Source organism: Paenibacillus sp. Dod16, assembly GCF_049893405.1.
Classification (GTDB): Bacteria; Bacillota; Bacilli; order Paenibacillales; family Paenibacillaceae; genus Paenibacillus_AQ.
In genome coordinates this window covers 175,712-202,280 of the sequence record NZ_JBNDYG010000015.1, presented here as the reverse complement: position 1 = coordinate 202,280, position 26,569 = coordinate 175,712, and the positions used below count along the sequence as shown (strand labels likewise).

26 protein-coding genes are annotated in these 26,569 nt (G+C 49.5%); all 26 read left to right on the top strand.

All coding sequences use genetic code 11. The features are described 5' to 3' along the window. Positions 1-9 precede the first annotated feature (9 nt). The 26 genes from ACPV3A_RS13815 to truB all read left to right on the top strand — a co-directional run bounded on the left by ACPV3A_RS13815 (position 10) and on the right by truB (position 26,538). Entirely contained in the window at positions 10-603 is a 594-nt protein-coding gene (locus tag ACPV3A_RS13815) for a chemotaxis protein CheC (RefSeq protein WP_253300548.1), read from the top strand. Further along, entirely contained in the window at positions 596-1,093 is a 498-nt protein-coding gene (locus tag ACPV3A_RS13810) for a chemotaxis protein CheD (RefSeq protein ID WP_194543560.1), read from the top strand. The genes ACPV3A_RS13815 and ACPV3A_RS13810 overlap by 8 nt, the downstream gene beginning before the upstream one ends. Before the next feature lie 3 nt (positions 1,094-1,096). Then, entirely contained in the window at positions 1,097-1,498 is a 402-nt protein-coding gene (locus ACPV3A_RS13805) for a hypothetical protein (protein WP_194543559.1), read from the top strand. A 15-nt stretch (positions 1,499-1,513) separates the two neighbouring features. After that, complete coding sequence (locus ACPV3A_RS13800) at positions 1,514-2,302, top strand: FliA/WhiG family RNA polymerase sigma factor (protein ID WP_071220103.1); 789 nt, start codon at positions 1,514-1,516, stop codon at positions 2,300-2,302. Between the two features lie 30 nt (positions 2,303-2,332). Beyond that, positions 2,333-3,742, top strand: a complete 1,410-nt coding sequence (locus ACPV3A_RS13795; RefSeq protein ID WP_194543558.1) for a DUF342 domain-containing protein — start codon at positions 2,333-2,335, stop codon at positions 3,740-3,742. 58 nt (positions 3,743-3,800) lie between these two features. Continuing rightward, positions 3,801-4,112 carry a hypothetical protein gene (locus tag ACPV3A_RS13790; protein WP_194543557.1) on the top strand — a complete coding sequence of 104 codons (312 nt, stop codon included), beginning with the start codon at positions 3,801-3,803 and terminating at the stop codon, positions 4,110-4,112. Between the two features lie 31 nt (positions 4,113-4,143). Beyond that, positions 4,144-4,683 (top strand): DUF6115 domain-containing protein, encoded by a 540-nt coding sequence (locus ACPV3A_RS13785; RefSeq protein ID WP_374198192.1) that lies wholly within the window; start codon positions 4,144-4,146, stop codon positions 4,681-4,683. After that, positions 4,680-5,279, top strand: coding sequence for an endolytic transglycosylase MltG (locus tag ACPV3A_RS13780; protein WP_426199969.1), 600 nt, complete (start codon positions 4,680-4,682; stop codon positions 5,277-5,279). Before ACPV3A_RS13785 ends, ACPV3A_RS13780 begins: the two co-directional genes overlap by 4 nt. Before the next feature lie 238 nt (positions 5,280-5,517). Next, positions 5,518-6,216, top strand: a complete 699-nt coding sequence (gene rpsB / locus ACPV3A_RS13775; RefSeq protein WP_071220108.1) for a 30S ribosomal protein S2 — start codon at positions 5,518-5,520, stop codon at positions 6,214-6,216. A gap of 248 nt (positions 6,217-6,464) precedes the next feature. Further along, positions 6,465-7,115, top strand: a complete 651-nt coding sequence (gene tsf, locus ACPV3A_RS13770) for a translation elongation factor Ts (RefSeq protein ID WP_127592501.1) — start codon at positions 6,465-6,467, stop codon at positions 7,113-7,115. Between the two features lie 294 nt (positions 7,116-7,409). Beyond that, positions 7,410-8,138, top strand: coding sequence for a UMP kinase (gene pyrH / locus ACPV3A_RS13765; RefSeq protein ID WP_006211297.1), 729 nt, complete (start codon positions 7,410-7,412; stop codon positions 8,136-8,138). Then, positions 8,138-8,692: a ribosome recycling factor gene (frr, locus tag ACPV3A_RS13760; protein WP_006211296.1), complete on the top strand. Its 555-nt coding sequence runs from the start codon at positions 8,138-8,140 to the stop codon at positions 8,690-8,692. The genes pyrH and frr overlap by 1 nt, the downstream gene beginning before the upstream one ends. 73 nt (positions 8,693-8,765) lie before the next feature. Beyond that, the gene (locus tag ACPV3A_RS13755; protein WP_071220111.1) at positions 8,766-9,533 is read left to right on the top strand and encodes an isoprenyl transferase; all 768 of its coding nucleotides are present in this window, start codon (positions 8,766-8,768) and stop codon (positions 9,531-9,533) included. A gap of 20 nt (positions 9,534-9,553) precedes the next feature. Continuing rightward, positions 9,554-10,354, top strand: coding sequence for a phosphatidate cytidylyltransferase (locus ACPV3A_RS13750; protein WP_071220112.1), 801 nt, complete (start codon positions 9,554-9,556; stop codon positions 10,352-10,354). Between the two features lie 18 nt (positions 10,355-10,372). After that, positions 10,373-11,512 carry a 1-deoxy-D-xylulose-5-phosphate reductoisomerase gene (locus ACPV3A_RS13745; protein WP_426199968.1) on the top strand — a complete coding sequence of 380 codons (1,140 nt, stop codon included), beginning with the start codon at positions 10,373-10,375 and terminating at the stop codon, positions 11,510-11,512. A gap of 137 nt (positions 11,513-11,649) precedes the next feature. Beyond that, entirely contained in the window at positions 11,650-12,918 is a 1,269-nt protein-coding gene (rseP, locus tag ACPV3A_RS13740; RefSeq protein WP_426200010.1) for an RIP metalloprotease RseP, read from the top strand. A 223-nt stretch (positions 12,919-13,141) separates the two neighbouring features. Then, complete coding sequence (gene proS, locus ACPV3A_RS13735) at positions 13,142-14,599, top strand: proline--tRNA ligase (protein WP_426199967.1); 1,458 nt, start codon at positions 13,142-13,144, stop codon at positions 14,597-14,599. A 256-nt stretch (positions 14,600-14,855) separates the two neighbouring features. Next, positions 14,856-19,172 (top strand): PolC-type DNA polymerase III, encoded by a 4,317-nt coding sequence (locus ACPV3A_RS13730; protein ID WP_194543552.1) that lies wholly within the window; start codon positions 14,856-14,858, stop codon positions 19,170-19,172. 179 nt (positions 19,173-19,351) lie between these two features. Continuing rightward, positions 19,352-19,813, top strand: a complete 462-nt coding sequence (gene rimP, locus ACPV3A_RS13725) for a ribosome maturation factor RimP (protein ID WP_194543551.1) — start codon at positions 19,352-19,354, stop codon at positions 19,811-19,813. 32 nt (positions 19,814-19,845) lie between these two features. Beyond that, the gene (gene nusA / locus ACPV3A_RS13720) at positions 19,846-20,943 is read left to right on the top strand and encodes a transcription termination factor NusA (RefSeq protein ID WP_194543550.1); all 1,098 of its coding nucleotides are present in this window, start codon (positions 19,846-19,848) and stop codon (positions 20,941-20,943) included. A 25-nt stretch (positions 20,944-20,968) separates the two neighbouring features. Beyond that, the gene (gene rnpM, locus ACPV3A_RS13715) at positions 20,969-21,280 is read left to right on the top strand and encodes an RNase P modulator RnpM (protein ID WP_053492673.1); all 312 of its coding nucleotides are present in this window, start codon (positions 20,969-20,971) and stop codon (positions 21,278-21,280) included. Beyond that, positions 21,273-21,596 carry a YlxQ family RNA-binding protein gene (locus ACPV3A_RS13710; RefSeq protein WP_181469797.1) on the top strand — a complete coding sequence of 108 codons (324 nt, stop codon included), beginning with the start codon at positions 21,273-21,275 and terminating at the stop codon, positions 21,594-21,596. The genes rnpM and ACPV3A_RS13710 overlap by 8 nt, the downstream gene beginning before the upstream one ends. Beyond that, positions 21,589-24,249 carry a translation initiation factor IF-2 gene (gene infB, locus ACPV3A_RS13705; protein ID WP_194543549.1) on the top strand — a complete coding sequence of 887 codons (2,661 nt, stop codon included), beginning with the start codon at positions 21,589-21,591 and terminating at the stop codon, positions 24,247-24,249. The genes ACPV3A_RS13710 and infB overlap by 8 nt, the downstream gene beginning before the upstream one ends. 19 nt (positions 24,250-24,268) lie before the next feature. After that, positions 24,269-24,622 (top strand): 30S ribosome-binding factor RbfA, encoded by a 354-nt coding sequence (gene rbfA / locus ACPV3A_RS13700; protein WP_071220121.1) that lies wholly within the window; start codon positions 24,269-24,271, stop codon positions 24,620-24,622. A 30-nt stretch (positions 24,623-24,652) separates the two neighbouring features. Continuing rightward, entirely contained in the window at positions 24,653-25,630 is a 978-nt protein-coding gene (locus ACPV3A_RS13695) for a DHH family phosphoesterase (protein WP_194543548.1), read from the top strand. Then, positions 25,627-26,538 (top strand): tRNA pseudouridine(55) synthase TruB, encoded by a 912-nt coding sequence (gene truB / locus ACPV3A_RS13690; RefSeq protein ID WP_426199966.1) that lies wholly within the window; start codon positions 25,627-25,629, stop codon positions 26,536-26,538. The genes ACPV3A_RS13695 and truB overlap by 4 nt, the downstream gene beginning before the upstream one ends. Positions 26,539-26,569: the final 31 nt, after the last annotated feature.

Sequence of the window (26,569 nt, the reverse complement as noted above, 5' to 3'; positions counted from 1 at the left end):
GAAATCAAAATGGATGTTTTGAAGGAAGTAGGAAACATCGGAGCGGGCAATGCGGCAACCGCCCTCTCCCGCTTGCTTAACAAACCTATTGATATGGCTGTACCCAAAGTTCAACTCCTGCCTTTTGAGCAGATTGCCGAAAGTGTAGGAGGAAGCGAACAGCTCGTTCTTGCCGTATTTTTACGGGTGGAAGGCAGTGCGCCGGGCAATCTCTTCTTTATTATGAGTCCGGAAGCCGGGAAGAATTTGCTGCATAATTTAGCGGGCTTTGAAGTGTCGGATGAGGAGCAATTCTCCGAGATGGAGCAGTCCGCATTATGCGAGATCGGAAACATATTGTCAGGCTCGTACCTATCGTCGCTTGCTGATCTGACCAATCTGTCCATGACACCTACGGTGCCGGCACTCGCGATGGATATGGCAGGGGCCATCTTAAGTTATGGATTGCTCCAGTTCGGAGAAATGGGAGACGATGCCCTCTTAATCAACACGACGTTCCTAGAAGGGCAAAACGAGGTGGAAGGCCAGTTCTTCCTGATACCTGATCCACAATCATTTGCTCAGATTTTTGAAGCTTTAGGAGTGCCTTTAGAGCATGATTGAAGAACAAAGCATAGTGAAAGTAGCCATGGCGGATCTGAACGTCGCAGGTCCAAACGGTATTTTGCGTACAACGGGGCTCGGCTCGTGCGTCGGACTGACGTTGTATGATCCGGTGACGAAGATTGGTGGAATGGCGCATGTAATGCTTCCATCTTCAGCGATTGCCAGAGAAGGGCAGCTAAACCTGGCCAAATACGCCGATACGGCTCTTCCGATCCTGTTGAATCAGATGAGGAATTTGGGTGCGGCTCCGGCACGTATGGTAGCCAAAATGGCCGGGGGAGCCCAAATGTTTGCTTTTGCCGGCTCGGGTGACACCATGCGCATTGGTCCTCGTAATGTAGAGTCTTGCAAGGCTGGGCTCGAGCAGATGGGGATAACGCTAATTGCCGAGGATACCGGGGGAAATTATGGAAGAACCGTTGAGTTGGACTGTGCAACGGGTAAGTTTACAATACGAAGCGTACAAAAGGGCATAAAGGAATTGTAGCTAATGGGAAAACTCCGTTTTTATCTGATGACTGGAATTGCCGGTTTTGTGTTCACGTTTATATTCTCCATACGTAACAATCTGTGGATGACTAGCATGTATCGGGCTCTCCTTGCATGTGCGATTTGGTTTCTTCTGGCGTTCCTGCTGAATTGGATGTTTGCTGCCATTACGGGTCCGCGAGCCGCTGTTCAAGGGGACGTCGATACGCAGCGGGAGCAAGACCGAGGGACTGTTCTTGATTTATCCACGCCTGATGAGGATCGGGAATTGATGGATTTAATCCATTCCGAATCCAGCAGCAAAGAGAATGGAGACTTTGTACCGCTAAATCCTCCTAAGCTGGTTTCAACGAAAGAACCCGAAGAACTGGCCAAGGCCGTTCGTCACCTTACGGAAAAATAAGGAGGGTGAAGGCAATTGGACGAACGTAAAGCTTCTGTGCTAAACCATGCGGATTTGTGGAGCGCATGGAAGGAAGATGGAGACCATGAAGCGAAGAAGAAACTAATCGAATATCATTTGCACATCGTTGACTATGTTTCAAGCCGCTTGGCTATCGGTCTTCCGAAGAACGTTTCTAAGGGAGATTTGGCCAGCAATGGGGTAATGGGTCTGATTGATGCCATCGAAAAGTTTGATTACAAACGAGGGCTGCAGTTCGAAACCTATGCTTCTTGGCGCGTGCGTGGGGCTATTCTGGACTCGCTGCGCCAAGGAGACTGGGTGCCGCGTTCCGTCCGCGAGAAAGCGAAGAAGATTGAAACTGCATATCAGCAGTTGGAACAGAAGTATTTACGCAGCGTCAGTGATTCCGAGATGAGTGATTACCTTGACGTGACTGAGAAGGAGTTCCGGCACATGCTGCAGGAAGTAGCGGTCATGACATTGACATCTCTGGAGGATCCGATCCGCGAGGAGGAGTCTGAGACCCGAATGTCGCTCCTGGTTGATGAGAAAGCGAAAAATCCGGATCACAAGGTCCATGAATTTTATCTGCGAGAAGCCCTGATGAAGGGTATCGGTAAATTAACCCCGAAAGAGCGGACCGTAGTTTCCTTATTATATTATGAGGATTTATCACTCAGCGAAATTGCTGAGGTGATGTCGCTATCACCTTCACGAATATCTCAGCTTCATTCCAAAGCGATATTGAGACTTCGGGGCGCGCTCGATAAAGATCGGGATTTGCTGATGCAAAACGATTGACGCTTGCCATTTATGAAGGGGGTTCCTGGATTGTCTGTAGATTATGCATTGGATCAGTACTTTAGCGTTACGCTATCGGATGACAAGGTCGTCGCCTATATACAGTTCACCAAGTGGGAGAAGGATTTCTCTTGCTCTGTAGAAGCTCTTGAACAATTTCTGAGAAGTCACCAGGTACGATATGGACTTCAACATGATACGTTGCGACGAATCGCAGATCATGCGGAGGAATATCAATATAGTAGAACGCCGATTGCCATGGGAACGGAACCTATGCACGGACAGAACGGCAGAATCGAATTTACCGTTAATTTTGGGAATGAGACGAACCTGAAGCCGCTGGAGATCGAAGATGGCAAAGTGGATTATAAAGAAGTGATTCGTTTAAATAATGTAAAGAAAGGCCAGCTGCTGGCAACCCGAATCCCGCCAACAACAGGAGTCCCCGGAACTGCGGTGACCGGAGAGGAGATTCCGAGCAAACCGGGTAAGGAAGCTCATTTCAAGGTGGGGAAGAACGTCGTTGTTAACGCCGAGAAAACTGCAATGTACGCTGCCCTTGACGGACTCCTCACCAAAACCGAAAAAGGAAAAATCAATGTGTTTCCGGTATATGAGATTAACGGGGATGTTGATTACAGCATTGGCAATATCGATTTTGTCGGTACGGTGGTCATTCGCGGCAATGTGCTAACCGGATTCAGAATCAAGGCAGCAGGGGATATTCGAGTTACCGGCTTTGTGGAAGGAGCCGAGCTGGAGGCTGAAGGTTCGATCGATATATCCGGCGGAATCATCGGTTACAACAAGGGCTATGTAAAGGCGGGCCAGGATGTCAAAAGCTCGTTCATCCAGGATGGAAACGTCATTGCCGGCGCTAGCGTATTCGTCTCGCAGAGCATCATGCATTCCAATATCCGCGCGGTTCAGAATATCGAATGCAACGGGATGAAAGGGCTCGTGGTGGGCGGTATTCTGCAGGCCGGGGAAAAGGTTGTTGCGCGAACGATCGGAAACAGCATGTCGACGGCTACCGTAGTTGAAGTAGGCGTGCTGCCTGAGCTGCGGAATGAACTGGCGGATCTCAGAGCCCAATTGAAGCAATCTATAGAAAGTATGGATAAAACCGATAAAGCGCTTTATCTTCTGAATCAGTTAGCTTCCTCGGGTCAATTGTCGCCAGACAAGCTAGCGCTGCGGATTAAGCTGAATGCGACCAAGAAATCCAACATGGCAGAACAATCCGATATCAAGGACCGTATGCTGGAAATCGAGAAGATGCTGGAGGATACCGGCAAAGCAAGAGTGAATGTGGTAAAGACGATCTACGGCGGAGCCAAAATTGTCATAGGGCGGTATACCCGCTTTGTTAAGGATCCCACGCAGCGGGTTTCTTTTTACTATCATGAAGGGGATATCACCATGGTGCCGCTCTTGTAGGTCAAAACATACGTTTTAAATGCTTGTGGACATGATCCTATACCATGAGGTGATTCCATTGAGTTTGAAATCGGTTGAGATGCAAATTGCGGTCCCCAGAACCAATGAAGCGGGCAAGATGCATAATGAAACCCAGCAGCGCCCGATGAATGATCAGACGCTGCTTGCGGGTGAATTAACGAAGAACAGCCGTGCGGAAGCCCAGCGAAGCACGGAAGTGAGTGAGACGGCGGAGACAGCCGTGCGCGATGACGGTAGCCGTCAATCCTCTGGGCAGCAACAAGGCCGGGGAGCGGCAGAATCAAGCGAGACGGTGGAGCTGCCGGCAGAGCATCCTTATAAAGGCAAAAATTTCGATGTTTCGCTCTAGATAATTTATAGGCATAAAGGAGTTAATGGATTTGAAACCATGGATATATATCGTGCTGCTTGGCATTGCCGCCGTGCTGTACGCTTTTATGCTGCCGAAACGCCGTGAAGAGACCGTGTCCAGCGAGCGGGTTGTAAAAGAAGTGGAGAACACGCTTGAAGGATACATGGCGGAAATCCAAAATGAGAACGAACAGCTGGTGGAACTGGTTCGTCAGATGAAAAAAGAACTGGATGCCAAGCAGCAAGCGCATCAAGAGCAGGTCAGTGATTTGCGGCACCGCATGCTGGCCATGGAGGAGAAGATGACCGATTCGCAAACGCGTCTTCGACTGGCGGAAGAAAAGCTGGCGCAAGCCGCTGCGGCCGTTTCTTTGTCTGCAGGAGCAGCTGCAGCGACGTCCGAAGCTGAACCTGCACCTGCTGTCCATTCCATCAAATCCAGATACGCGGAGCTGTTTGATCTATATGAACAAGGAAAGTCCATCGATATGATTGCCAAGACCACGGGTCTTCAGCGAGGCGAAGTTCAACTTATTATTCAGTTGGCCAAACAGGAGGAATCCGTGTGATCAAGAACCGTACATTTATGATGGGCCTGGGGAGCGGTCTCGTAATCGGTGCAGTGCTGCTTCAGCTGATGTGGATTGGTCAAGGCACAACTGCATCACAGACGCAGGAATTAACGAAGGAGCAGCTTGTGGCTGCAGCGGAAGCTTTGGATATGCAGGTCGTCGAAGGTTCAGACGAGCTGTTGACGGCGGAGCAGTGGGAAGAGAAGAAGCTTGGCGAGGGCGGCGAGTCCGAAGGAGCCGATCCTGCACAGAAGACGGGAACGGAAAAGCCGGAAGCACCGGAGCAGCCGAAGAAGCCTGAGCCGGGCGAGGAGAAGAAACAGGAATCCCCTCGGGTAACGAATCCAGCGAAGCCGAAAACACCGGCCAAAGCGGAAGCGCAGATTAAAGTAAACATTCCATCCGGAAACAATCTCAGCGATGTAGCAAACAGCCTTATGAATGCCGGCGTCATTGACAATAAACAGGCATTCATCACTCAAGCTACCGAGAATAAAATCAACACCAAGATCCTGAGCGGTACATACTCGTTTACGGCAGGCGAGAGCTACAATTCGATCTTCACGAAAATCACGACAAAACCCTCCAACTAGCACTCCGGTTGAGAGAGGTTTTTTTCTTTATAGGAGCTCTTCAAGCTCCTGATTGGCCGGACCTGATGAAGTACACAAAAGACATTGCAACCTGCCCATGGTTATGTTATAGTAATTGACGGTGTTAAAACACACGCCAGAGTGATTTCGTTGAGGGTGCTTCCAGGATTGGGAGTCTTAATGAAAAATGATCTCGGCGGAGGGACACACAAAAACCAAACTTAGGAGGTGCGTGAAGATGGCAGTAATTTCCATGAAACAGCTTTTGGAAGCTGGCGTTCACTTCGGTCACCAGACTCGTCGCTGGAACCCGAAAATGGATAAATTTATCTTCACTGAAAGAAACGGTATCTACATTATCGACCTGCAAAAAACGGTCAAGAAAGTTGAAGAAGCATTCAACTTCGTAAAAAGCGTAGCTGGAGAGAACGGTACAATCCTGTTCGTCGGCACGAAAAAACAAGCTCAAGATTCCGTGAAGGAAGAAGCAGAGCGTTGCGGTATGTACTACATCAACCAACGTTGGCTCGGCGGAACTTTGACTAACTTCGAAACGATCCAAAAGCGTATCAACCGCTTGAAGCAGCTCGAAACTTGGGAAGAGGACGGCACGTTCCAAGTATTGCCTAAGAAAGAGGTTATCCTTCTCCGCAAAGAGAAAGATCGTCTTGAAAAATTCTTGGGCGGTATCAAGAACATGAAGGGTCTTCCAAGCGCATTGTTCGTTATCGATCCTCGCAAAGAGCGCATCGCAGTAGCGGAAGCTCGCAAATTGGGTATCCCAATCGTTGGTATCGTTGATACGAACTGTGATCCGGATGAAATCGACTATGTAATTCCAGGTAACGATGACGCGATCCGCGCTGTCAAATTGTTGACTGGTAAAATGGCCGATGCCGTTGTTGAAGCTCACCAAGGTGAAGAAACAACTGCTTAATCGGGATTAAACGTATAAACTATGAATTAAATGAAAAGGGTGGTTGGTAGGTGTATAACCTCTCACTGCCCTTTTTTTAAGATGTTAGAACGGATGACGTGCGAATAACGTGTGAAATCCGGAGCCTGGCATCCCAGGGGAAGAACAACTACTTAATGCGATCTGGAATCTTGGAGAGAACAAAAGAATGATCGTTTTCTTGAGGTCCAAACGCAAAACTTCATCATACCAATTTGGAGGGAATTCTAATGGCAGTAACAGCTAGTGCGGTAAAAGAACTTCGCGAAAGAACAGGCGCGGGCATGCTGGATTGCAAAAAAGCGCTGGATGAAACAAATGGTGATATCGACAAAGCGATCGCAGTGCTTCGCGAAAAAGGTTTGTCTGCAGCAGCTAACAAAGCTGGGCGTATTGCAACTGAAGGCGTTGTAGAGTCTTATATTCACGGTGGCGGACGGATCGGCGTTCTCGTTGAAATCAACTGTGAAACCGACTTCGTAGGTAAAACAGATCAATTTAAAGAGTTTGCTCGCGATATCGCTATGCATATTGCGGCTGCTAACCCTAAATATGTTCGTCGTGAAGAAGTGCCGACTGAAGATCTTGAGAAAGAAAAAGAGATTTTGAAAAACCAAGCCCTGAACGAAGGCAAGCCTGAAAAAATCGTTGAGAAAATGGTTGAAGGCCGCATCAACAAATACTATGAAGAATATTGCTTGCTTGAGCAATCCTTCATCAAAGATCCTGACAAAACGATCAACACGCTGCTTAACGAAAAAATCAGCACGATTGGTGAGAACATCTCCATCCGTCGTTTTGCCCGTTTTGAACTTGGCGAAGGCTTGGAGAAAAAACAAGACAACTTCGTTGAGGAAGTTATGTCCCAGGTGAATAAATAAGCCGAATGGGCTAATATAAGTTATAGAAAAGAGTGGAACACACCTGTGTTCCTTCTTTTTTAAGAGATATAAAGGCATAAGAGAGATAAGATTGTTATAAATTCGGAGTAAGGCACCCTTATCTCACAAGAAAGAATGGACTTTAGTCTTGATTAGACGACCAGAAGTTTCTACTTGAGACGGATGTTTTTACCCGATTTTTATAAACCGTCAAGCAGTGCCGGTGTGTCTGTCTGTCGTTTTTCAAACGGGCGTCGTATACTTAGGCGCCGTCTTAAAGTGGAGGGTTATCATTTGGAACAGCCAGTATATAAACGAGTGATATTGAAAGTCAGTGGGGAATCCCTTTCAGGGCAGAATGGATATGGTATTGATGCTGAGACGATCTCATCGATCGCTGAGCAGGTTCGCGAGGTGGTTGAGCTTGGTGTGGAGGTTGCCATCGTGTGCGGCGGCGGAAACATCTGGCGCGGTATCGCCGGCAGCGCGAACGGAATCGACCGTGCGACAGCAGATTATATGGGAATGCTGGCTACGGTGATGAACTCTTTGGCTCTTCAGGATGCTTTAGAGCAGATCGATGTGCCGACTCGGGTGCAAACCTCTATCTCAATGCAGCAAATTGCGGAGCCGTATATTCGCCGCAGAGCCATTCGGCATTTGGAAAAAGGTCGTGTCGTTATTTTTGCGGCAGGAACGGGTAACCCATACTTCTCCACCGATACGACTGCAGCGCTTCGCGCAGCGGAAATCGAAGCAGAAGTGATTCTCATGGCGAAGAACAAGGTGGACGGAGTGTACTCCGCTGATCCATTTAAGGATGAAACTGCCGAGAAGTACGAGCAGCTTACGTATCTAGACGTATTGAACAAAAACCTTGGGGTAATGGACTCTACAGCTTCATCGTTATGTATGGACAACAACATCCCGCTCATCGTCTTCGCTATTACGGAGCAAGGTAATATCAAGCGCGTCGTTCTGGGCGAGAAAATCGGAACGATCGTCAAAGGGAGTGTAGATTAATGCCGCAATCGGTGAAAAAGAATGCAGAAGAACGCATGGAAAAAGCGATCTTGTCTTTGAAGCGTGACCTGGCAACGCTGCGCGCAGGACGGGCAGCGCCAGCGCTGCTCGACCGGATCACGGTTGAATACTACGGAGCACCAACCCCGCTGAATCAGCTGGCTAACATCAGCACGCCGGATTCAAGAACGCTCATGATCCAGCCTTGGGACAAGTCGTCCTTGGCCGATATCGAGAAAGCGATCATGAAATCGGATATCGGATTGACGCCGGCGAATGATGGTAATCAAATTCGTCTCGTCGTACCTGCACTGACGGAAGAACGCAGAACCGAACTGGTGAAAATGACGAAGAAATTCGGCGAGGAAGCGAAAGTGGCCATCCGCAACATTCGCCGTGATGCCAACGACGACATCAAAAAATTGGAGAAAACAGATATTTCCGAGGACGAGTCCCGGAGACATCAGGAAGATATCCAAAAAGCGACGGATAAATTTATCGCAGAAGTCGACAAAGTCCTCGTTGCTAAAGAAAAAGAGATCATGGAAGTATAAGAGACTTGTGGCCCCTCCTGTCAATGGTGGGGTTTGTCTCTTTTTTTGCAGAAAGATGCCTGGAGGAAATGGAATGATCAAACGGGTTCGATCGTGGTTGAATCAGGAGGACAGTCAGCAGACGCATCAGCTCTCTCCGGACAACATCCCACATCATGTCGCCATCATCATGGATGGTAATGGACGCTGGGCAAAACGGCGCGGTATGCCGCGAATCGTTGGACATCAGAATGGCATGAAGGCTGTCAAAAGAGCGGCCATTGCCGCCGATGATTTGGGAATCAAAATATTGACGATGTACGCTTTTTCGACAGAAAATTGGACGCGTCCGAAGGATGAGGTCGATTTTCTGATGAAGCTTCCGCAAGAGTTCCTGGCTATTGAGCTGGAAGAGCTGATCGAAAAAAATGTCCAGGTCCGCATGATGGGACATCCGGAAGACCTTCCGTCCCATACCGTGTCTGCGATGGAAGAAGCAGTTGCGAAGACAGCCGGCAATGACGGACTTGTGCTTAACTTTGCGCTCAATTACGGTAGCCGGAAAGAGATCACCGAAAGTGTCAAGGCGCTCGGACGAGAAGTTCGCGACGGGATTCTTCGTCCTGAGGATATTACAGAGGAACTGATTGGCCAGCGGCTCCTCACAGGCGAATTGCCGGATCCGGATTTACTGATCCGCACAAGCGGCGAGCTGCGGCTAAGTAATTTTATGCTGTGGCAGCTCGCGTACAGTGAGCTATGGTTTACGGATGCCTATTGGCCGGAATTTACCAAAGACCATTTGGTGGAGGCCGTAGCCGATTATCAACAAAGAACAAGGCGCTACGGTGGACTTTCGTAGCCGATGGAGGATGGAACGTTTTGAAACAGCGATTGATTACCGGAATTATAGCGGGAGCGGTCTTTTTAGGATTATGTTTCATAGGCGGTCTGTGGTACCATCTTCTGATTCTGGCGATGGCGCTAATCGGTTATTATGAGTTTGTGCGCATGACCAATACGGCACCGTTCGGGGGAACGGCGTGGATTGGATATGCGGGGGTGCTGTTGCTTGTATTTCCATGGGGTCCGCTTGATTTGAATATTCAGATCCCGTGGGAACATGTACTTTGGCTCCTGCTGCTTTTATTTTTACTGGCGACCGTGACGACGAAGAATGTAATTGATATCAAACGGGTTTCCTTATTGTTTATGGCATCAGCGTATATCGGAATCGGATTTTCCTTTATTGCCGAATCACGACATGCTCCTGACGGCCATGGCGTATTCTGGACTTTTCTGCTTCTGGCCTCGATCTGGGCAAGTGATGCGGGAGCGTATTTTGTCGGACGCGCCATGGGGCGCCATAAACTGTGGCCTTCCATAAGTCCGAACAAAACGGTTGAGGGTGCGCTCGGCGGTGTGGTCATCGCCGTGTTCACATCTCTGCTCTTTTCATTCTTCTCAGATGGATTCCTGACGGCTGGACAAGCGATTCTGATCGGACTTTCATGCGCTGTTATCGGTCAACTCGGGGATTTGGTGCAATCCGCCTATAAACGGGTGTATGACATCAAGGATTCGGGCAAACTGCTGCCGGGTCATGGAGGGATACTGGATCGATGTGACAGTTGGATCGTCGTATTTCCGTTTGTACATATATTGAGTCTCCTGCCTTACTGATGAAAGGAAAGATGTTGCATGAAGAAGATCAGCGTACTCGGCTCCACTGGCTCCATAGGTACCCAGACTTTGGATGTTGTAAGGAAACACCGGGAACATTTTCAGATTGAGGGCCTCGCTGCAGGGAGTAATAAGGACCTGCTGCTTCAGCAGGTCAAGGAGTTTTCTCCTCGCAAAGTGTCCGTTGCTACAAGAGAGCTTGCTGACAGCATAAGGCATGATCTTCCTGCCGGAACCGAAGTGTTCCATGGTCATGAAGGCTTGATCGAGATTGCGGCAGCGACAGATGCGGAAATGGTGGTTACAGCGGTCGTTGGAAGTTTGGGTCTGTCCTCTACACTTGCAGCGATTGATGGGGGGAAGACCATTGGGCTCGCCAATAAGGAGACGTTGGTAACGGCAGGTCATCTGGTTACGGCCCGGGCGGCTGCCAAAGGGGTAAAACTCTTGCCGATCGATAGCGAGCATTCCGCCATATTCCAATGCCTGAATGGAGAGCGGCATGAAGATATTGAACGGATCACGCTGACGGCTTCCGGAGGCTCATTCCGGGATTACACCCGGGAACAGCTGGTCAACGTTACGGTGGAGGATGCGCTTAAACATCCGAACTGGTCCATGGGTGCCAAGATCACGATTGATTCGGCCACCATGGTCAATAAAGGGCTTGAGGTGATCGAGGCCCATTGGTTGTATGGTATTCCTTACGACAACATTTCTGTACTGCTTCACCCGGAAAGCATCATTCACTCTTTTGTGGAATTCCGTGATTCGAGTATCATTGCCCAGCTCGGCAACCCGGATATGCGCGTTCCGATTCAATATGCGCTGACCTATCCGGAACGGTGGACTTCCCCTGCACCAAGGCTATCTTTGGCGGAAGCGGGCAAGCTGCATTTCCGGGAGATGGACCTTGAACGTTTTCCTTGTTTAAGGCTTGCTTATGAATGTGGTAAAATGGGTGGGACAGCGCCAACGGTATTCAACGCAGCTAATGAAATTGCGGTCGCCCGGTTTCTCCGCGGCGAAATCTCTTTTCTGCGAATTGAAGAGATCATTGAGAAAGTGCTGCAAAGCCATCATGTTGCGCCGGAACCGGCACTGGAAACGATTGAAGAGAGCGATCGGATCTCACGTGAATTAGCTTCCCGACTATAGGATTTGAAGTGTTTTTGAAATCTCCCTTGAAAAAAAGCGGACAGCTTGTGATTCTCTTGTGGACGACAGGAGAATAATGATAATCTATAGGGACATACTGCGTTCTCAGAGGAAAAGGGGGATGTAAAGAATTGGAAATGGTTCGGGTCGTTTTTTTAACGGTGCTCATGTTTTTTGTGATCGTTACCGTGCACGAATGGGGTCACTATTATTTTGCCCGGCGTGCCGGAATCTTGGTACGCGAGTTCGCGATTGGATTTGGTCCAAAGCTGTTCTCATATAAACGCCATGAAACGCAGTTTACGCTACGTCTTCTTCCATTCGGCGGATATGCCCGCATGGCCGGGGAAGATCCGGAACTTGTCGAGATTCAGCCCGGTCAGACGATTGCGGTTCGATTGAATGCAGAGAATCAAGTGAAAAAGATTTATCTGGATCAACTCGACAACCGTAAAAATGTCATTCGCGGCGAAGTCCAGTTTATGGATATGGTGGATCGTTTGTCGGTTAGGCTTGATGTGGATGGTGAGTTCCAGCAATTTGAAATCCATCCGCAAGCCTTGACGGTAGCCAAAGGTGTCGAGACGCAGATCGCACCGAGAGACCGTCAATTCGGCAGCAAAACCGTTGGCCAAAGAGCGCTTGCGATTTTTGCCGGTCCTGTCATGAACTTCATACTGGCCTTCGTGCTGTTTGCCCTTCACATTCAAATGGCCGGCATACCGGTTGAGAATCCAACCTATGTGCAGATTGGCGAGATTACTAAAGGCATGCCTGCAGATGAAGCCGATCTGAAAGAGGGAGACATCATCGAGAGCATTAACGGAACCGCCATTGGTGCCGATTATCAGAAGATGATCGAATTGATTGCGGCGTCCAAGGACAAGCCGATGGAATGGACTGTGCGCCGGGGTGAGGAATCATTTGATCTGACCTTAACTCCGCGGACGATGGAGGGACAGGAAGGCGGCAAGGTCGGGATTGTTCCTGAGCTTCCTACCCGATCCGCAGGGATTGGGGAGACAATTACCGGGTCCGGAACCGCAATGGTAGATACAACGAATATTATCTTCCAGGGCTTCAGACAGTTGATTCAGAAGTTCTCCATGGATGATCTTGGCGGTCCTGTACGGACGTTCGAAGTGACGGGGCAAATCGCCAAGCAGGGTATCGAACAGCTGACCTATTGGGCGGCCATTCTAAGCTTGTATCTGGGCATATTCAATCTGCTGCCGATTCCGGCACTCGATGGAAGCCGGCTTGTATTCTTAGGGATCGAAGCTTTAAGGGGCAAGCCAGTTGACCCGAACAGAGAAGGCATGGTTCATTTTGTCGGGTTTGCGATGCTGTTCCTGTTAATGATAGCCGTAACCTATAACGATATTTTGCGTTTGATCAACGGATAAAAACCTAGGGTACGGCTCGGTGCGCCAGCCGCAACGAAAAAGCCGTACCTTTTCTATTGTTAGCAGATGTTCATGTCTAACGATATCTAGCAAATGGAGTTGCTATAAATACAGGGCGGGCTATACAGCCGCAGCTCGTTCACACATATCGCCAATAGCGCCAGTCAAGCCGTTAAACAGGGTTTAGACCATGCGTTTTATTAATGGGAGGCACACGATTTATATGTCTAAGGAATCGAAGGATAAACAATTCGTGACGGAGATTACGCCGCAAGCGGAAGATTTCTCGCGCTGGTATATCGATGTCATCAAAAAAGCGGACCTGATGAATTATTCTCCAGTCAGAGGCTGCATCGTCTTCAAACCGGACGGTTATGAAATTTGGGAGCATATCCAGGAAGAGTTGGATCGACGCTTTAAGGCTACGGGCCATCGGAATGCGTATTTCCCGCTGTTCATTCCCGAGAGCTTTTTCCAAAAGGAGAAGGAGCATGTCGAAGGATTTAATCCCGAGCTGCCATGGGTCACGGAAGCAGCTGGAGAGAAGCTGGAGGAACGTCTGGCGATCCGTCCGACTTCCGAAACGATGTTCGGGCACATGTATTCCAAATGGATTCAATCCTATCGTGATCTCCCTGTGCTGATTAACCAGTGGGCTAACGTGGTCCGCTGGGAAAAACGCACGCTGCCGTTCCTTCGCACGAGTGAGTTTCTATGGCAAGAAGGCCATACCGCGCACGAAACGGAAGTTGAGGCTAGAGGGGAAACCATGCAAATGCTGGATATCTATCAGCAATTCGTAGAGGACTACCTCGCGATTCCGGTAATCAAAGGGCAGAAGACACCTTCGGAGAAATTCGCTGGCGCCGTGGATACGTTCTCGATCGAAGCGATGATGAAAGACGGACGAGCTGTACAGGCTGGTACTTCGCATTATATGGGGACCAACTTCTCGCAAGCTTTTGACATTCAATATTTGAATCGTGAAAATACGCTGGAATATGCTCACACGACATCCTGGGGCGTCAGCACACGTCTCATTGGTTCGTTGATTATGGTCCATGGGGATGACCGCGGATTGGTGCTTCCTCCTAAAGTCGCGCCAACGCAAGTGATCATGATTCCAATTGGTCCGCCGAAGACGAGAGACGCGGTTGTGGGCCGTACGGACGAACTGTTCCGTGAACTGAAATCCGCAGGCATCCGCGTACGCGTTGACGACAATCCGGATGTGCGTCCAGGCTGGAAATTCAATGAGTATGAAATGCGCGGAGTACCGGTGCGTCTGGAGATCGGACCGCGTGACATGGAGAATGGTGTGTGCGTGCTTGTCTCCCGTATTACAGGCGAGAAGAAAATCGTAGAGCAAGCGAATCTGACCCAGGAAGTACAGAATATGCTGGAGCAGGTGCACCAGGAAATGTTCGAGCGCGCGAAGCAGTTCCGTGAGGATCATTTCTATTCGGTGGAGACACTGGATGAAATGAAGGACAGCATGGAGGAAAAACGCGGGTTTACCTTGGCTGGATGGTGCGGTTCGGAAGCTTGCGAAGATACCGTCAAGCAAGAAACCGGTGCTACGAGCAGAAACATTCCGTTCGAACCGGCCGAGAAGAAAACCAAGTGTCTCGTATGCGGTGAAGATGCGAAACATACCGTGCTGTTCGCGAGAGCGTACTAGTAAATCGATAATATGAATGTCCGGCAAGTTTGGGTGAGGGAGGAGTCCTTCGTCAAGAACCGGGATTCATCATCTGGAGTAAGCTTCCGGATGGCAGTATGGCGGACGCTCTTACTTTTTGGGGCAGGACGAATGGGTGCTGCCGGCGGAAGCTTTATTCTATTTCTCACATCCGTTTTAACGCGGTTTGATTTCTATGGACGTACGTCGATAGAAGTTTTTCTTATAGCTTTATGTAATGCAGGGGGAGGGAACCATGGGCACAACAGAAGATAAAAGGAAGCGATTTGAACTGCTGATCAAGCAGGGAGAAGTTCCGGCCAATCTGGTGGAACCCTATTTTTTGGATGGTGTGATCGAGCAGGTAGAGACAAGCAAGGCCAGCAAGGACTGGAGAATAACCGTCCTGAAGGAGACCTTGGTTCCAGCTGAGGTCTATCGCACATTTTGTCTGAGAATTCAGGAGAAGATGGGGCATATCGCGAAGATCAAATTTGTGTTCCGATATGGAAGCAGCGTTCCCGAAGCAGATATCGTGCAAGAATACTGGGGTTTGTTTCTAGAATGGGCACATCGGGAGATCCCTTCGGTCAATGGATGGATGACAAGGGCTAAATACGAGGTGGAAGATGGGCAAGTCCTTCTCTCCATGTCGGATGGCATGTCGCTGGAGCTTGCCCGCAAGAAACAGATCGATTCCGCCATTACCCGCTTTTTCGGGCAATATTTCGATCTGACGCTGCGCGTGAAAATGCAGGTCGGCGATAATGGTCAGGCGGCTTACGAGGAGTTCGAGCAGAGGAAGCGGGAAGAAGAACGCGAGGTCATCGAGCAGATCATGAGCAGCATGGAAGCTGAGCTGGATGCCGAGGATGAGGAAGAGGGCGCGGTTCGGCTGCAGGTTGGGTATGATATCAAGGAACCGCCGGTTCCGCTTCAGGAGATCCAAGACGAAGAGAAGAAAATTACGATTCAGGGAACCATCTTCGGATTGGATCGTAAGGAACTTCGTAACGGAAGTACGTTATTCACATTCTATCTGACGGATTTCAGCGATTCTTTGCAAATGAAAATGTTTGGTAAGACCAAGGAGGACTTGAAGGTCCTGAGCCTGCTTGAGAACGGCAAATGGGTGAAGGCACGCGGGCGCGTGGAATATGACCGGTTTATGCAGGTGCCGGAGCTGGTGATGATTCCGTCCGATCTTAATGAAGTGCCGGCACCGCCATCTCGTAAGGATAATGCAGCCGAGAAACGGGTAGAATTCCATCTGCATACAACGATGAGCACGATGGACGCAGTCACGCCGATCGACCGATACATCAAGACCGCGGCTGCCTGGGGCCATAAAGCGATTGCCGTTAGTGATCATGGCGGGGTGCAATGTTACCCTGAAGCAGCCAAGAACGCAAAGAAACACGGGATTAAAATGTTGTACGGCGTCGAGGCCAACGTTGTGAATGATGCCGTCAATATCGTGGAACAGGCACAGCCGATTGAACTGAGCAGCGCGACTTACGTGGTGTTCGATATTGAAACCACAGGTTTGTCCATCACCGCGAACAAGATTATCGAGCTGGCCGCAGTTAAGATGAACGAGGGCAAGGAAATTGGCCGATACGCCACTTTTGTCAACCCGCATGAGCGTATTCCATACCATATTCAGCAATTGACCAATATCAATGATGACATGGTTAAGGATGCTCCTGAACTGGAGCCGGTATTGAAAGAGTTTGTTGAATTCGTCGGGGATGCCGTGCTTGTGGCTCACAACGCTCGATTTGACATGGGATTCATTCAGGCAGCGCTCAAAAATGCCGGGATGGATACGCTCGACAATCCCTACCTGGATACGCTGGAGCTGGCACGTCTGGTACATCCGGGACTTAAGAATCATCGTCTTAACACGTTGGCTGACAAGTATAAGGTACTGCTCGAAAGCCATCACCGAGCGATTGACGATACGATTGCGCTGGCAGGAATCCTGAACGGGCTCCTTAGCGATGTGGACAAAACCAAAGGCGTTAAGATGCTGGACCGCCTCAATGATTATGTCGGTACGGATCTGTCCAATACCCGTCCTTTCCACTGCGGTATTTATGCTTTGAATATGACGGGCAAGAAAAACCTGTACAAGCTGATCTCCATGTCGCATACCGAATATTTCAAGCGAGTGCCGTGTATTCCTAAATCCAAGCTTCAAGAGATGCGAGATGGGTTACTGGTGCTTTCCGGCTGCGAAAAAGGGGAGTTCTTCGAAACGGTGCTGAACAAAACGGAGGAGGAAGCCGAAGAGATTGCGGACTTCTACGATGTTTTGGAGATTCAGCCGTTGACGATGTATATGCATTTGGTGGACAAAGGCTTGGTAGGCAGTCCCGAAGAGATCAAAACCGCAATTTCCAAAGTCGTGCGTATCGGCGAAAAACTGAACAAGCCGGTCATCGCCACAGGAAACGTGCACTATCTTGAACCGCGGGATAAGCTGTTCCGGGATATTACCATCCATGGGATTACCGGTTTCAGCCCGCTCAAGGATATGCGCAAGCCTGACGCGCATTTTCGGACTACGGATGAGATGCTCGAAGAATTCGAGTTTTTGGGACAGAGCAAATGTTATGAAGTTGTTGTAACGAACACTAGCGAGCTGGCCGACCGCTTTGAAGAATTGGAATTGTTCCCGGACAAGCTGTTTACGCCGATTCTGGATGGCGCGGATGAAGAAATCCGCAACACCTGCTACGACACGGCCAAGTCCATTTATGGCGAGAACTTGCCGGAAGTCGTAGTGGCCCGGTTGGAGAAAGAGCTTGAGCCGATCATTAAATACGGTTTCTCAGCGAACTATTTGATTTCCGAGAAACTGGTTAAGAAATCGAACCGGGACGGCTATTTGGTTGGTTCACGGGGTTCCGTAGGTTCATCCGTCGTTGCCACATTCCTCGGCATATCCGAGGTTAACCCGCTTCCGGCCCATTACATTTGCTTGAACAGCGACTGCAAACACAGCGAATGGTTCCTGGACGGCAGCGTGCCGAGTGGATTTGACTTGCCGGACAAAGCTTGTCCGGAATGCGGAAACATGATGAAAGGCGAGGGACAGGATATACCATTCGAAACCTTCCTGGGTTTTAAAGGGGATAAGGTTCCCGATATTGACTTGAACTTCTCCGGTGAATATCAGCCGCATGCCCATAATTTCACCAAAGAGATGTTTGGCGAGGAGAACGTATTCCGTGCCGGTACCATCGGCACCGTGGCAGAGAAGACGGCGTTTGGCTTTGCCAAAAAATATGAGGAACACAACAACAAGCGCTGGCGGGGCGCGGAATTGAACCGGCTGGCATCAGGCTGTACCGGCGTCAAGCGGAGCACAGGCCAGCATCCCGGCGGTATTGTCGTTGTGCCGGATTACATCGAAGTGGAAGAGATTACGCCGGTGCAATTCCCCGCGGACGATGTCAATGCAGAGTGGAAAACGACGCATTTTGATTATCACGCCTTTGAAGCGAATCTGCTCAAGCTGGATATTCTCGGACATGATGATCCGACGATGATGAGGATGCTCCAGGATTTGACTGGCGTGGATCCAACGACCATACCGATGAACGATCCGAAAGTAATGAGCATGTTTAACTCGACGGAAGCGCTTGGCGTCAGGCCGGAGCAAATACGCTCGCCGGTGGCCACCTTCGGCGTGCCGGAGATGGGTACCAAATTCGTACGTCAGATGCTGGTGGAATCGCAGCCGTCGAGTTTTGCCGACTTGTTGCAAATCTCGGGTCTGTCACACGGAACCGGCGTTTGGCTCGGCAACGCGCAAGAGCTTATCAAGAATGGTACATGCAACATCAAAACCGTTATTGGTTGCCGCGATGATATCATGTTGTTCCTGATTTATAAGGCTGGAATGGACGCGAGCCTCGCGTTTAAAATTACGGAAAGCGTACGTAAAGGCCGGGGATTGTCACAGGAATGGATTGACGAGATGAAGAAATGCAAAGTGCCGCAGTGGTACATTGATTCCTGTCTCAAAATCCAGTACATGTTCCCGAAAGCCCACGCCGCCGCGTATGTTATCTCAGCGGTGCGGACGGCTTACTTCAAGCTTTATTATCCGATCGAATATTATGCAACGTATTTCTCGGTGCGTGCCGAGGATTTCGATATCGAACTATGCTGTCAGGGTTATGAGGCGATTTATCGCCGGATTGAAGAGATTGAGCAGCTCGGCTTCGGAGCAAGCCCGAAAGAAAAGGGTATGCTGCCGATTTTGGAGATGGCGCTGGAAATGACAGCGAGGGGCTTCACGTTCAAGAACATCGATCTGTATGAATCGGATGCGCTCCGATTTAAGGTGGATGGAAACTCGCTCATTCCACCGTTCTCTGCGCTTGCTGGAATCGGCGATAACGCCGCCCGCAACATTGCTGCCGCGCGTGAATTTGGAGAATTCCTCTCCATCGAGGATTTCCAGCAAAAATCGAAGGCAAGCAAAACCGCCGTGGAGCTGTTAACCCAAATGGGATGCTTCCGCGGTCTGCCGGAGAGCAACCAGTTGTCATTGTTCTGATTCTTGTCATTCTTTCATGGCCGTGACGCCTTGACAGTCAAGGAGTCATACTTGTCACTATTACCAGACTATGTTATAATTTTTTTGGTAATCATGGAGATAAAACCGTTGTGTAAAGAGTGGGGCAACCCACTCTTTACTCTTTGGTATATAGGAAATCAACTTGGAGGTTATGTTCTTTGAGCACATCAAAGATTAAAACGACTGTGGAAGAAATGGTGCAGCCGTATTTGGACGAACACGGCTTTGAACTGGTAGATGTGGAATACGTGAAGGAAGGAAGCAACTGGTTCTTGCGCGTGTTTGTTGATAAAGACGGCGGCATTGACATTGACGATTGCGGTTTAATCAGTGAATACCTGAGCCAGAAGCTGGACGAGAACGATCCGATCCCGACAGCTTATTTTCTTGAAGTCTCTTCTCCTGGCGCGGAACGTCCCCTGAAGAAAAAAGAGGATGTTGCGAAGTCAGTCGGCAAGGACGTGTTTGTAACGGTATACGAGCCGATTAACGGGTTGAAAGAGTTTGAAGGCAAGCTGGAATCCTTTGATAACGAGGAGCTAGTCATTCAAACCGTCAAGAAACAGTACGTGATTCCATATGCAAAAGTAGCCAGTGCCAGATTGGCCATCATTTTTTAAACGGAAGTTTTGAAAGGGGGAACCGATTTTCAATGAGTATGGATTTTATTGAAGCGATGAATGAGTTGGAAAGAGAAAAGGGCATCAGTAAGGATGTGCTGTTTGAAGCCATTGAAGCGGCACTGATCTCGAGTTACAAGCGCAATTTCAACACGGCGCAAAATGTACGGGTAGACATGAATCGCAATACGGGTGTTATCAAGGTGTTCGCGCGGAAGCTGATTGTGGAAGAGGTGCTGGATCCGCGGACTGAAATTTCGCTGCATGCAGCCCGGGAAATCAATCCGCATTTTCAGATTGAAGATATAGCGGAAATCGAGGTTACGCCACGTGATTTTGGACGGATTGCAGCTCAAACGGCAAAGCAAGTTGTTACCCAGCGCATTAGAGAAGCCGAACGCGGCCTGATCTACAGCGCTTTTATTGACAAGGAAGATGATATCGTAACAGGTACGCTGCAGCGTCAAGATTTACGTAACATCTATATCGACCTTGGCAAGATCGAAGCGGCTCTGCCGCTTACCGAGCTTATGCCTAACGAGAAGTTCAAGCATGGCGACCGGATCAAAGCGTACATTACCAAGGTTGAGAATACCACCAAAGGGCCGCAGATTATGCTGTCCCGTACGCATCCGGGCCTCTTGAAGCGCCTGTTCGAGCTTGAAGTGCCGGAAATCTTTGACGGCGTTGTTGAAATTCGCTCGGTTGCGCGCGAAGCTGGATTCCGCTCCAAAATTGCGGTATTTTCCCGTAACGATGAAGTCGATCCGGTTGGCTCTTGCGTAGGACCTAAAGGTATGCGCGTACAGACGATTGTCAATGAGCTTCGCGGCGAAAAGATTGACATCGTGCGTTATTCCGAACAGGTTGAAGAATACGTGGCCAATGCGCTGAGCCCATCCAAAGTACTTGAAGTTCAAGTGTTTGAAGATGAGAAGATGGCGCGTGTAATTGTTCCGGATTATCAACTCTCGCTTGCGATTGGGATCAAAGGCCAGAATGCTCGTCTCGCGGCGAAGCTGACAGGCTGGAAGATTGATATTAAGAGCGAAAGTCAGGCGGAGCAGGAATTTGGCAGACCGAAGTCCCAATCAGGTGAAATGCACCAGGATTCTGTCTCTGTCGATTAATTCCAAATGACAGGGGGTTGTCGTCTTGAAACAGAGAAAGATACCGCTGCGTAAATGTGTAGCGTGTCAGGAAATGATGCCGAAGAAAGAGCTTATCCGGATTGTTAGGACTCCCGAGGATGCTGTCCTGATCGATCTCACCGGCAAAAAGTCGGGACGGGGAGCGTATTTATGCGGCAAAGTTTCCTGCTTCAAGCTGGCGCACAAAAATAAAGCACTGGATCGCGCGTTGAAACAACATGTGAAGCCAGAGATCTATGAACAGTTGGCACAGGATTTCATCAAGGTGGAAGATGAATTCCTGGCTGCAAAAGAGAGTGCTGCCGATGATGAATAGGGCGCTTTCTCAGCTCGGCCTGGCCATGAGGGCAGGTAAGGTGGTTACCGGGGATGAGATCGTGCTCAAAGCCATCCGGTCTTCTGAAGCAAAATTGGTTATTCTGGCGGGTGACGCCTCAGTGAATACAACAAAGAAGATCCGCGATAAATGCGGTTCTTACAATATCCCTCTGGTAATCGGATTTGACCGGGAAAGTCTGGGCACAAGTGTAGGTAAACCCGAGCGGGTTGTGCTGGCAGTTACGGATCAAGGATTCGCAGAAATGATCTCCAAGAAACTGGAGACAATGTCGGAGGTGGAGTATATTGAGTAAACAGGAAAACAAAGACAATAAACTTCGAGTATACGAATATGCTAAATCGTTGAACATGAGCAGTAAAGAAATCATCACGATCCTTAAACGTTTGAACGTTCCGGTCAATAACCATATGAGCGTAATGGAAAACGATACGGTGTCCAAGGTCGAGCAGTTCTTTAAAGATATCAAATCGAATGCAGCAGCCAAGCGGGATAGTGGCGACGCTTCCCGAACCGAGAATCGTAAACCGGCGGTTTCCGGAGCCAATGCGGCTGCAACTGTATCCAATGCAAGAACAGAAGGCACTTCCGCTAGCGGAAGTGCAGAAGGCAACCGTAATGGGCAGGACGGTATGCGTAATTCAGGACAGAGAGCAACAGGACAACAAGGTCAAAGCCAGCCCAAAAAACAACAGGAAAAGCAGGTAGGTATGAATAGTAGAACGAATCAAAACACTCAGAATGCTTCAGGTTCCCAGCGTCCCCAAGGAGGACAGGATACCCGAAGAAATCAGTCTGGCTCCGCACAAGGAAGTCAGCAGAACAATCGTAGCCAAGCATCCAGACCAGGCGGCAGCACGCAGACCGGATCACGTCCTCAGGGCGGAGGTCAAGGCGGCGCACGTCCGCAAGGCAGTAATCAAGGTGGATCGCGTCCGCAGGGCAGCAACAACCAAGGCGGAGCACGTCCACAGAGCAAGCCGGGTGGAACCGGAGGCGGATTCACAAGCTCTAACAACAACAACAGTAACAGCCAGAACCGCGGTTCCAGAAACAACAATAACAATCGTTCAGACTCCAAGCGTTTTGATGACAACAACCGTCAAGGTGGATTCCGTGGCAACAATCGCGGTGGAAAGAACAACCGTGGCCGGAATCAACATAATCAGCAGCCGCCTCGTGAGAAAATCGACAACACGCCGAAGAAAATTATCGTCCGTGGCAACATGACCGTCGGTGAAACGGCGAAGCTGCTTCACAAGGACGCTTCCGAAGTCATCAAGAAGCTGATTTTCCTCGGCGTGATGGCCACCATCAACCAGGAGCTGGATATCGATACGATTCTATTGCTCGCTGGCGAATTCGGTGTAGAAGTCGAAGTGAAAATTCCGGTTGAGGAAGATCGTTTTGAGACCGTTGAAGAAAACGATGCTCCGGAAGAACTGAAAGAGCGTCCACCGGTCGTTACCATCATGGGTCACGTCGACCACGGTAAAACGACGCTGCTTGATGCGATCCGTTCCACGAATGTATCGAGTGGAGAGGCTGGCGGTATTACGCAGCATATCGGTGCTTATCAAGTCGAGATCAATAACAAGAAGATTACGTTCCTGGATACACCAGGCCACGAAGCGTTTACGGCTATGCGTGCCCGTGGTGCGCAAGTAACGGATATGACGATCATCGTGGTTGCGGCTGACGACGGCGTGATGCCACAGACGGTCGAAGCGATTAACCATGCGAAAGCTGCAGGCTTGCCGATCATCGTTGCCGTAAACAAAATCGATAAACCTGATGCTAACCCGGATAAAGTCAAACAAGAATTGACGGAATACGAGTTAGTGCCTGAAGAGTGGGGCGGAGACACCATCTTCGTTAACGTTTCGGCGAAACAGCGGATGGGTCTGGAAGACTTGCTTGAAATGATTCTTCTGGTAGCAGAAGTGAATGAATATAAAGCAAACCCTGACAAACGCGCACGCGGTACTGTTATTGAGGCTGAGCTCGATAAAGGCAGAGGTCCGGTAGCACGCATTCTCGTTCAGCATGGTACATTGAAAGTGGGCGACGCCTTCGTAGCGGGCAACTGCTTTGGTCGTATTCGTGCAATGGTGAACGATAAAGGACGTCGATTAAAAGAAGCGGGTCCTTCAACGCCGGTTGAAATTACTGGTTTGACTGAAGTTCCAGGCGCCGGCGATCCGTTTATGGTGTTTGAAGATGAGCGTAAAGCGCGTAATATCGCTGATAAGCGTGCGATTACCCATCGTCAATCCGAGTTGAACACAAATACCCGCGTGACGCTGGATGATCTGTTCCAACACATTAAAGACGGTGAGATCAAAGATCTTAACGTGATTATCAAAGGTGACGTACAAGGTTCTGTTGAGGCGCTGAAAGGTTCCTTGAACAAAATCGAGGTGGAAGGCGTTCGCGTCAAAATTATCCACAGCGGTGCCGGGGCAATCACGGAATCCGATATTATTTTGGCCGCTGCTTCCAACGCGATTGTTATCGGCTTTAACGTTCGTCCGGACGTTCAAGCGAAGCAAACCGCCGAGCAGGAAAAGGTTGATATTCGTCTGCACCGTGTAATATATAATGTAATCGAGGAAATTGAGCAAGCTATGAAGGGGATGCTCGATCCGGAGTACAAAGAAACCGTGATCGGTCATGCGGAAGTCCGCAACACCTTTAAAGTGAGCAAAGTGGGTACGATTGCAGGATGTATGGTGACATCCGGTAAAATTGCGCGTAACGCAGAAGTTCGCTTGATCCGTGACGGCATTGTCGTTCATGAAGGCAAGATCGATTCCCTCAAGCGCTTTAAAGATGACGCTAAAGAAGTGGCACAGGGTTATGAGTGCGGTATTACCTTGGCAAGCTATAGCGACGTCAAAGAAGGAGACGTAATCGAAGCCTTCATCATGGAGACGGTAGAGCGCTAACGAATGAGGTGATCAGACCATGGCAAAAATCAGAACTGGGCGCGTAGGCGAGCAGATTAAAAAAGAGCTCAGCCAACTGATCCAAACGGAGATGAAAGACCCAAGAATCGGTTTCATTACAGTGACCGGTGTTGATGTTACAAACGACCTGTCTCAAGCGAAGGTATACCTGAGCGTGCTCGGCGACGACGAGCAGAAGGCAGCTTCCTTAAAAGGGTTGGAGAAGGCAAGCGGCTTTCTCCGCTCCGAGCTGGGCAAGCGGATTCGACTCCGGCATGTGCCGGAGCTGATCTTCAAATTCGATGATTCCATTGCGTACGGCAGCCATATTGAGAAGCTGTTGACCGAAATCGTGGATCGCGAAGAGAAATAGAGTAGTTCGTTTTTATAAAGGAGAGGGCGAATGCAGACCTATGAACAAGAGCTGCAGCAGGTGAAGTCATTCCTGCTGGAGCACGATGATTATTTGGTTGTGTCGCATGTTCAGCCCGATGGAGATGCAGTCAGTTCCACCCTAGCGGTGGGCTGGCTTCTCTCATGTCTGGGCAAGAAATTCACGATGATCAATGAGGGGCCCATTCCAAAACGCATGAAAATGTTGTGGCATGCAGAAGACATTCTCAATCTGTCAGAACAGCATCCTGGAAGAACGTTCTCACACGTCATTTGTGTGGATTGTGCGGATTTTGCTAGAGTAGGCTATACGAAACAAGTATTTGCCGATCATGCAAGCATCGTTAATATTGACCATCATCCAACAAACGATCGTTATGGAGCCGTCAACCTGGTCGTGCCGGATGCGGCAGCAACCGCTGAAATCCTTTATGATTTGCTGAATTTGTTTGAAGTGAACTGGGATGCCGATATTGCAACAGCGATATATACGGGATTGTTAACCGATACCGGCGGTTTTCGCTATTCGAATACATCGCCCAAGGTCATGAGTATTGCTTCGGATCTGTTGTCCTATGGCGTCAACGGTCCCGAGATTGCGGAAACGTTACTGGAGGAAATGACGCTTCCACAGATGAAGGTGCTGGTTCAGGCGTTAAACACGTTAAGTCTGTCGGATGACGGCAAAATAGCCTGGGTATACGTAACGCCTGAGTTTATGGAATTATGCGGCGCCGTTAGCGAGGATCTGGAGGGAATTGTCAATTACCCCCGCAACATTCAGGGAGTTGAAGTCGGCATTCTGTTCAAATCGCTGAAGTCCGGAATGGTCAAGGCGAGTTTACGTTCAGCCGGAAAAGTGGATGTGGCGGCATTAGCCCAAATATTTGGCGGAGGCGGCCATGTGCGGGCAGCCGGTTGCAGCATTGAAGGCTCGCTTCATGACATTATTCCTAGAGTAATAGAGCAGGTGAGATTAAAGCTATGACACAATTAGAAGGCATCTTGGCCGTTCACAAGCCGGCAGGCTGGACATCCCACGATGTGGTCGCGAAAGTTCGGGGAATGGTTCGTTTGAAGCGAATCGGACATACGGGCACGCTGGACCCCGAAGTAACGGGTGTGCTTCCGTTATGCTTGGGGAGAGCCACACGAGTTGTGGAATACCTGCAGGAACTGCCTAAAGAATATCATGCGGTTCTCCGCCTCGGATATGCGACGGATACCGAAGATATTACCGGGAATGTAGTGGAGACGGCAGATGATGTCCATGTGACAAGGGAGGAAGCGCTTGAAGCGCTGCAATCTTTTACAGGCCAGATCTCGCAGATCCCGCCCATGTTTTCCGCTGTCAAAATCAATGGTAAACGATTATACGAGCTTGCCAGAGAAGGGAAGACGGTGGAACGCAAGAGCCGGACGGTAACGATTCATGAAATCGAAATGACGGATTTTGATGCTGAAGGGGATTATACGGAAATTTCTTTCCGCGTATTATGCTCCAAAGGTACATACATCCGCACGCTTTGCGTGGATATCGGGAAGAAGCTCGGCGTGCCATCTGTCATGGTTAAGCTGGTACGCACAGTATCAGCGGGAATCACGGAGGAGCAGTGCTTAACCCTGGAGCAAATTGAGCAGTTCATGAAGGATGATACGCTGCACACCCGGCTTATTCCCGTGGATCAAGCGATTGATTATCTGCCGAAGCATACGGTTTCTGAAGAGAAAACCGATGCTGCCCTGCAAGGACAGCGCTTGTCCTCAAGAGCGGTGGAGCCGCCGGTTGACAGCTCGGAGCCTATTCGTTTGTATGATATAAAGGAAAACTTTCTGGGAATCTATAAGCGGCAAGAGGAGACAGGGGCTATCGTTCCTGTGAAAGTATTTTCCTAAGCACGACTGGATTTAGTGAGTGGAGGTGAGT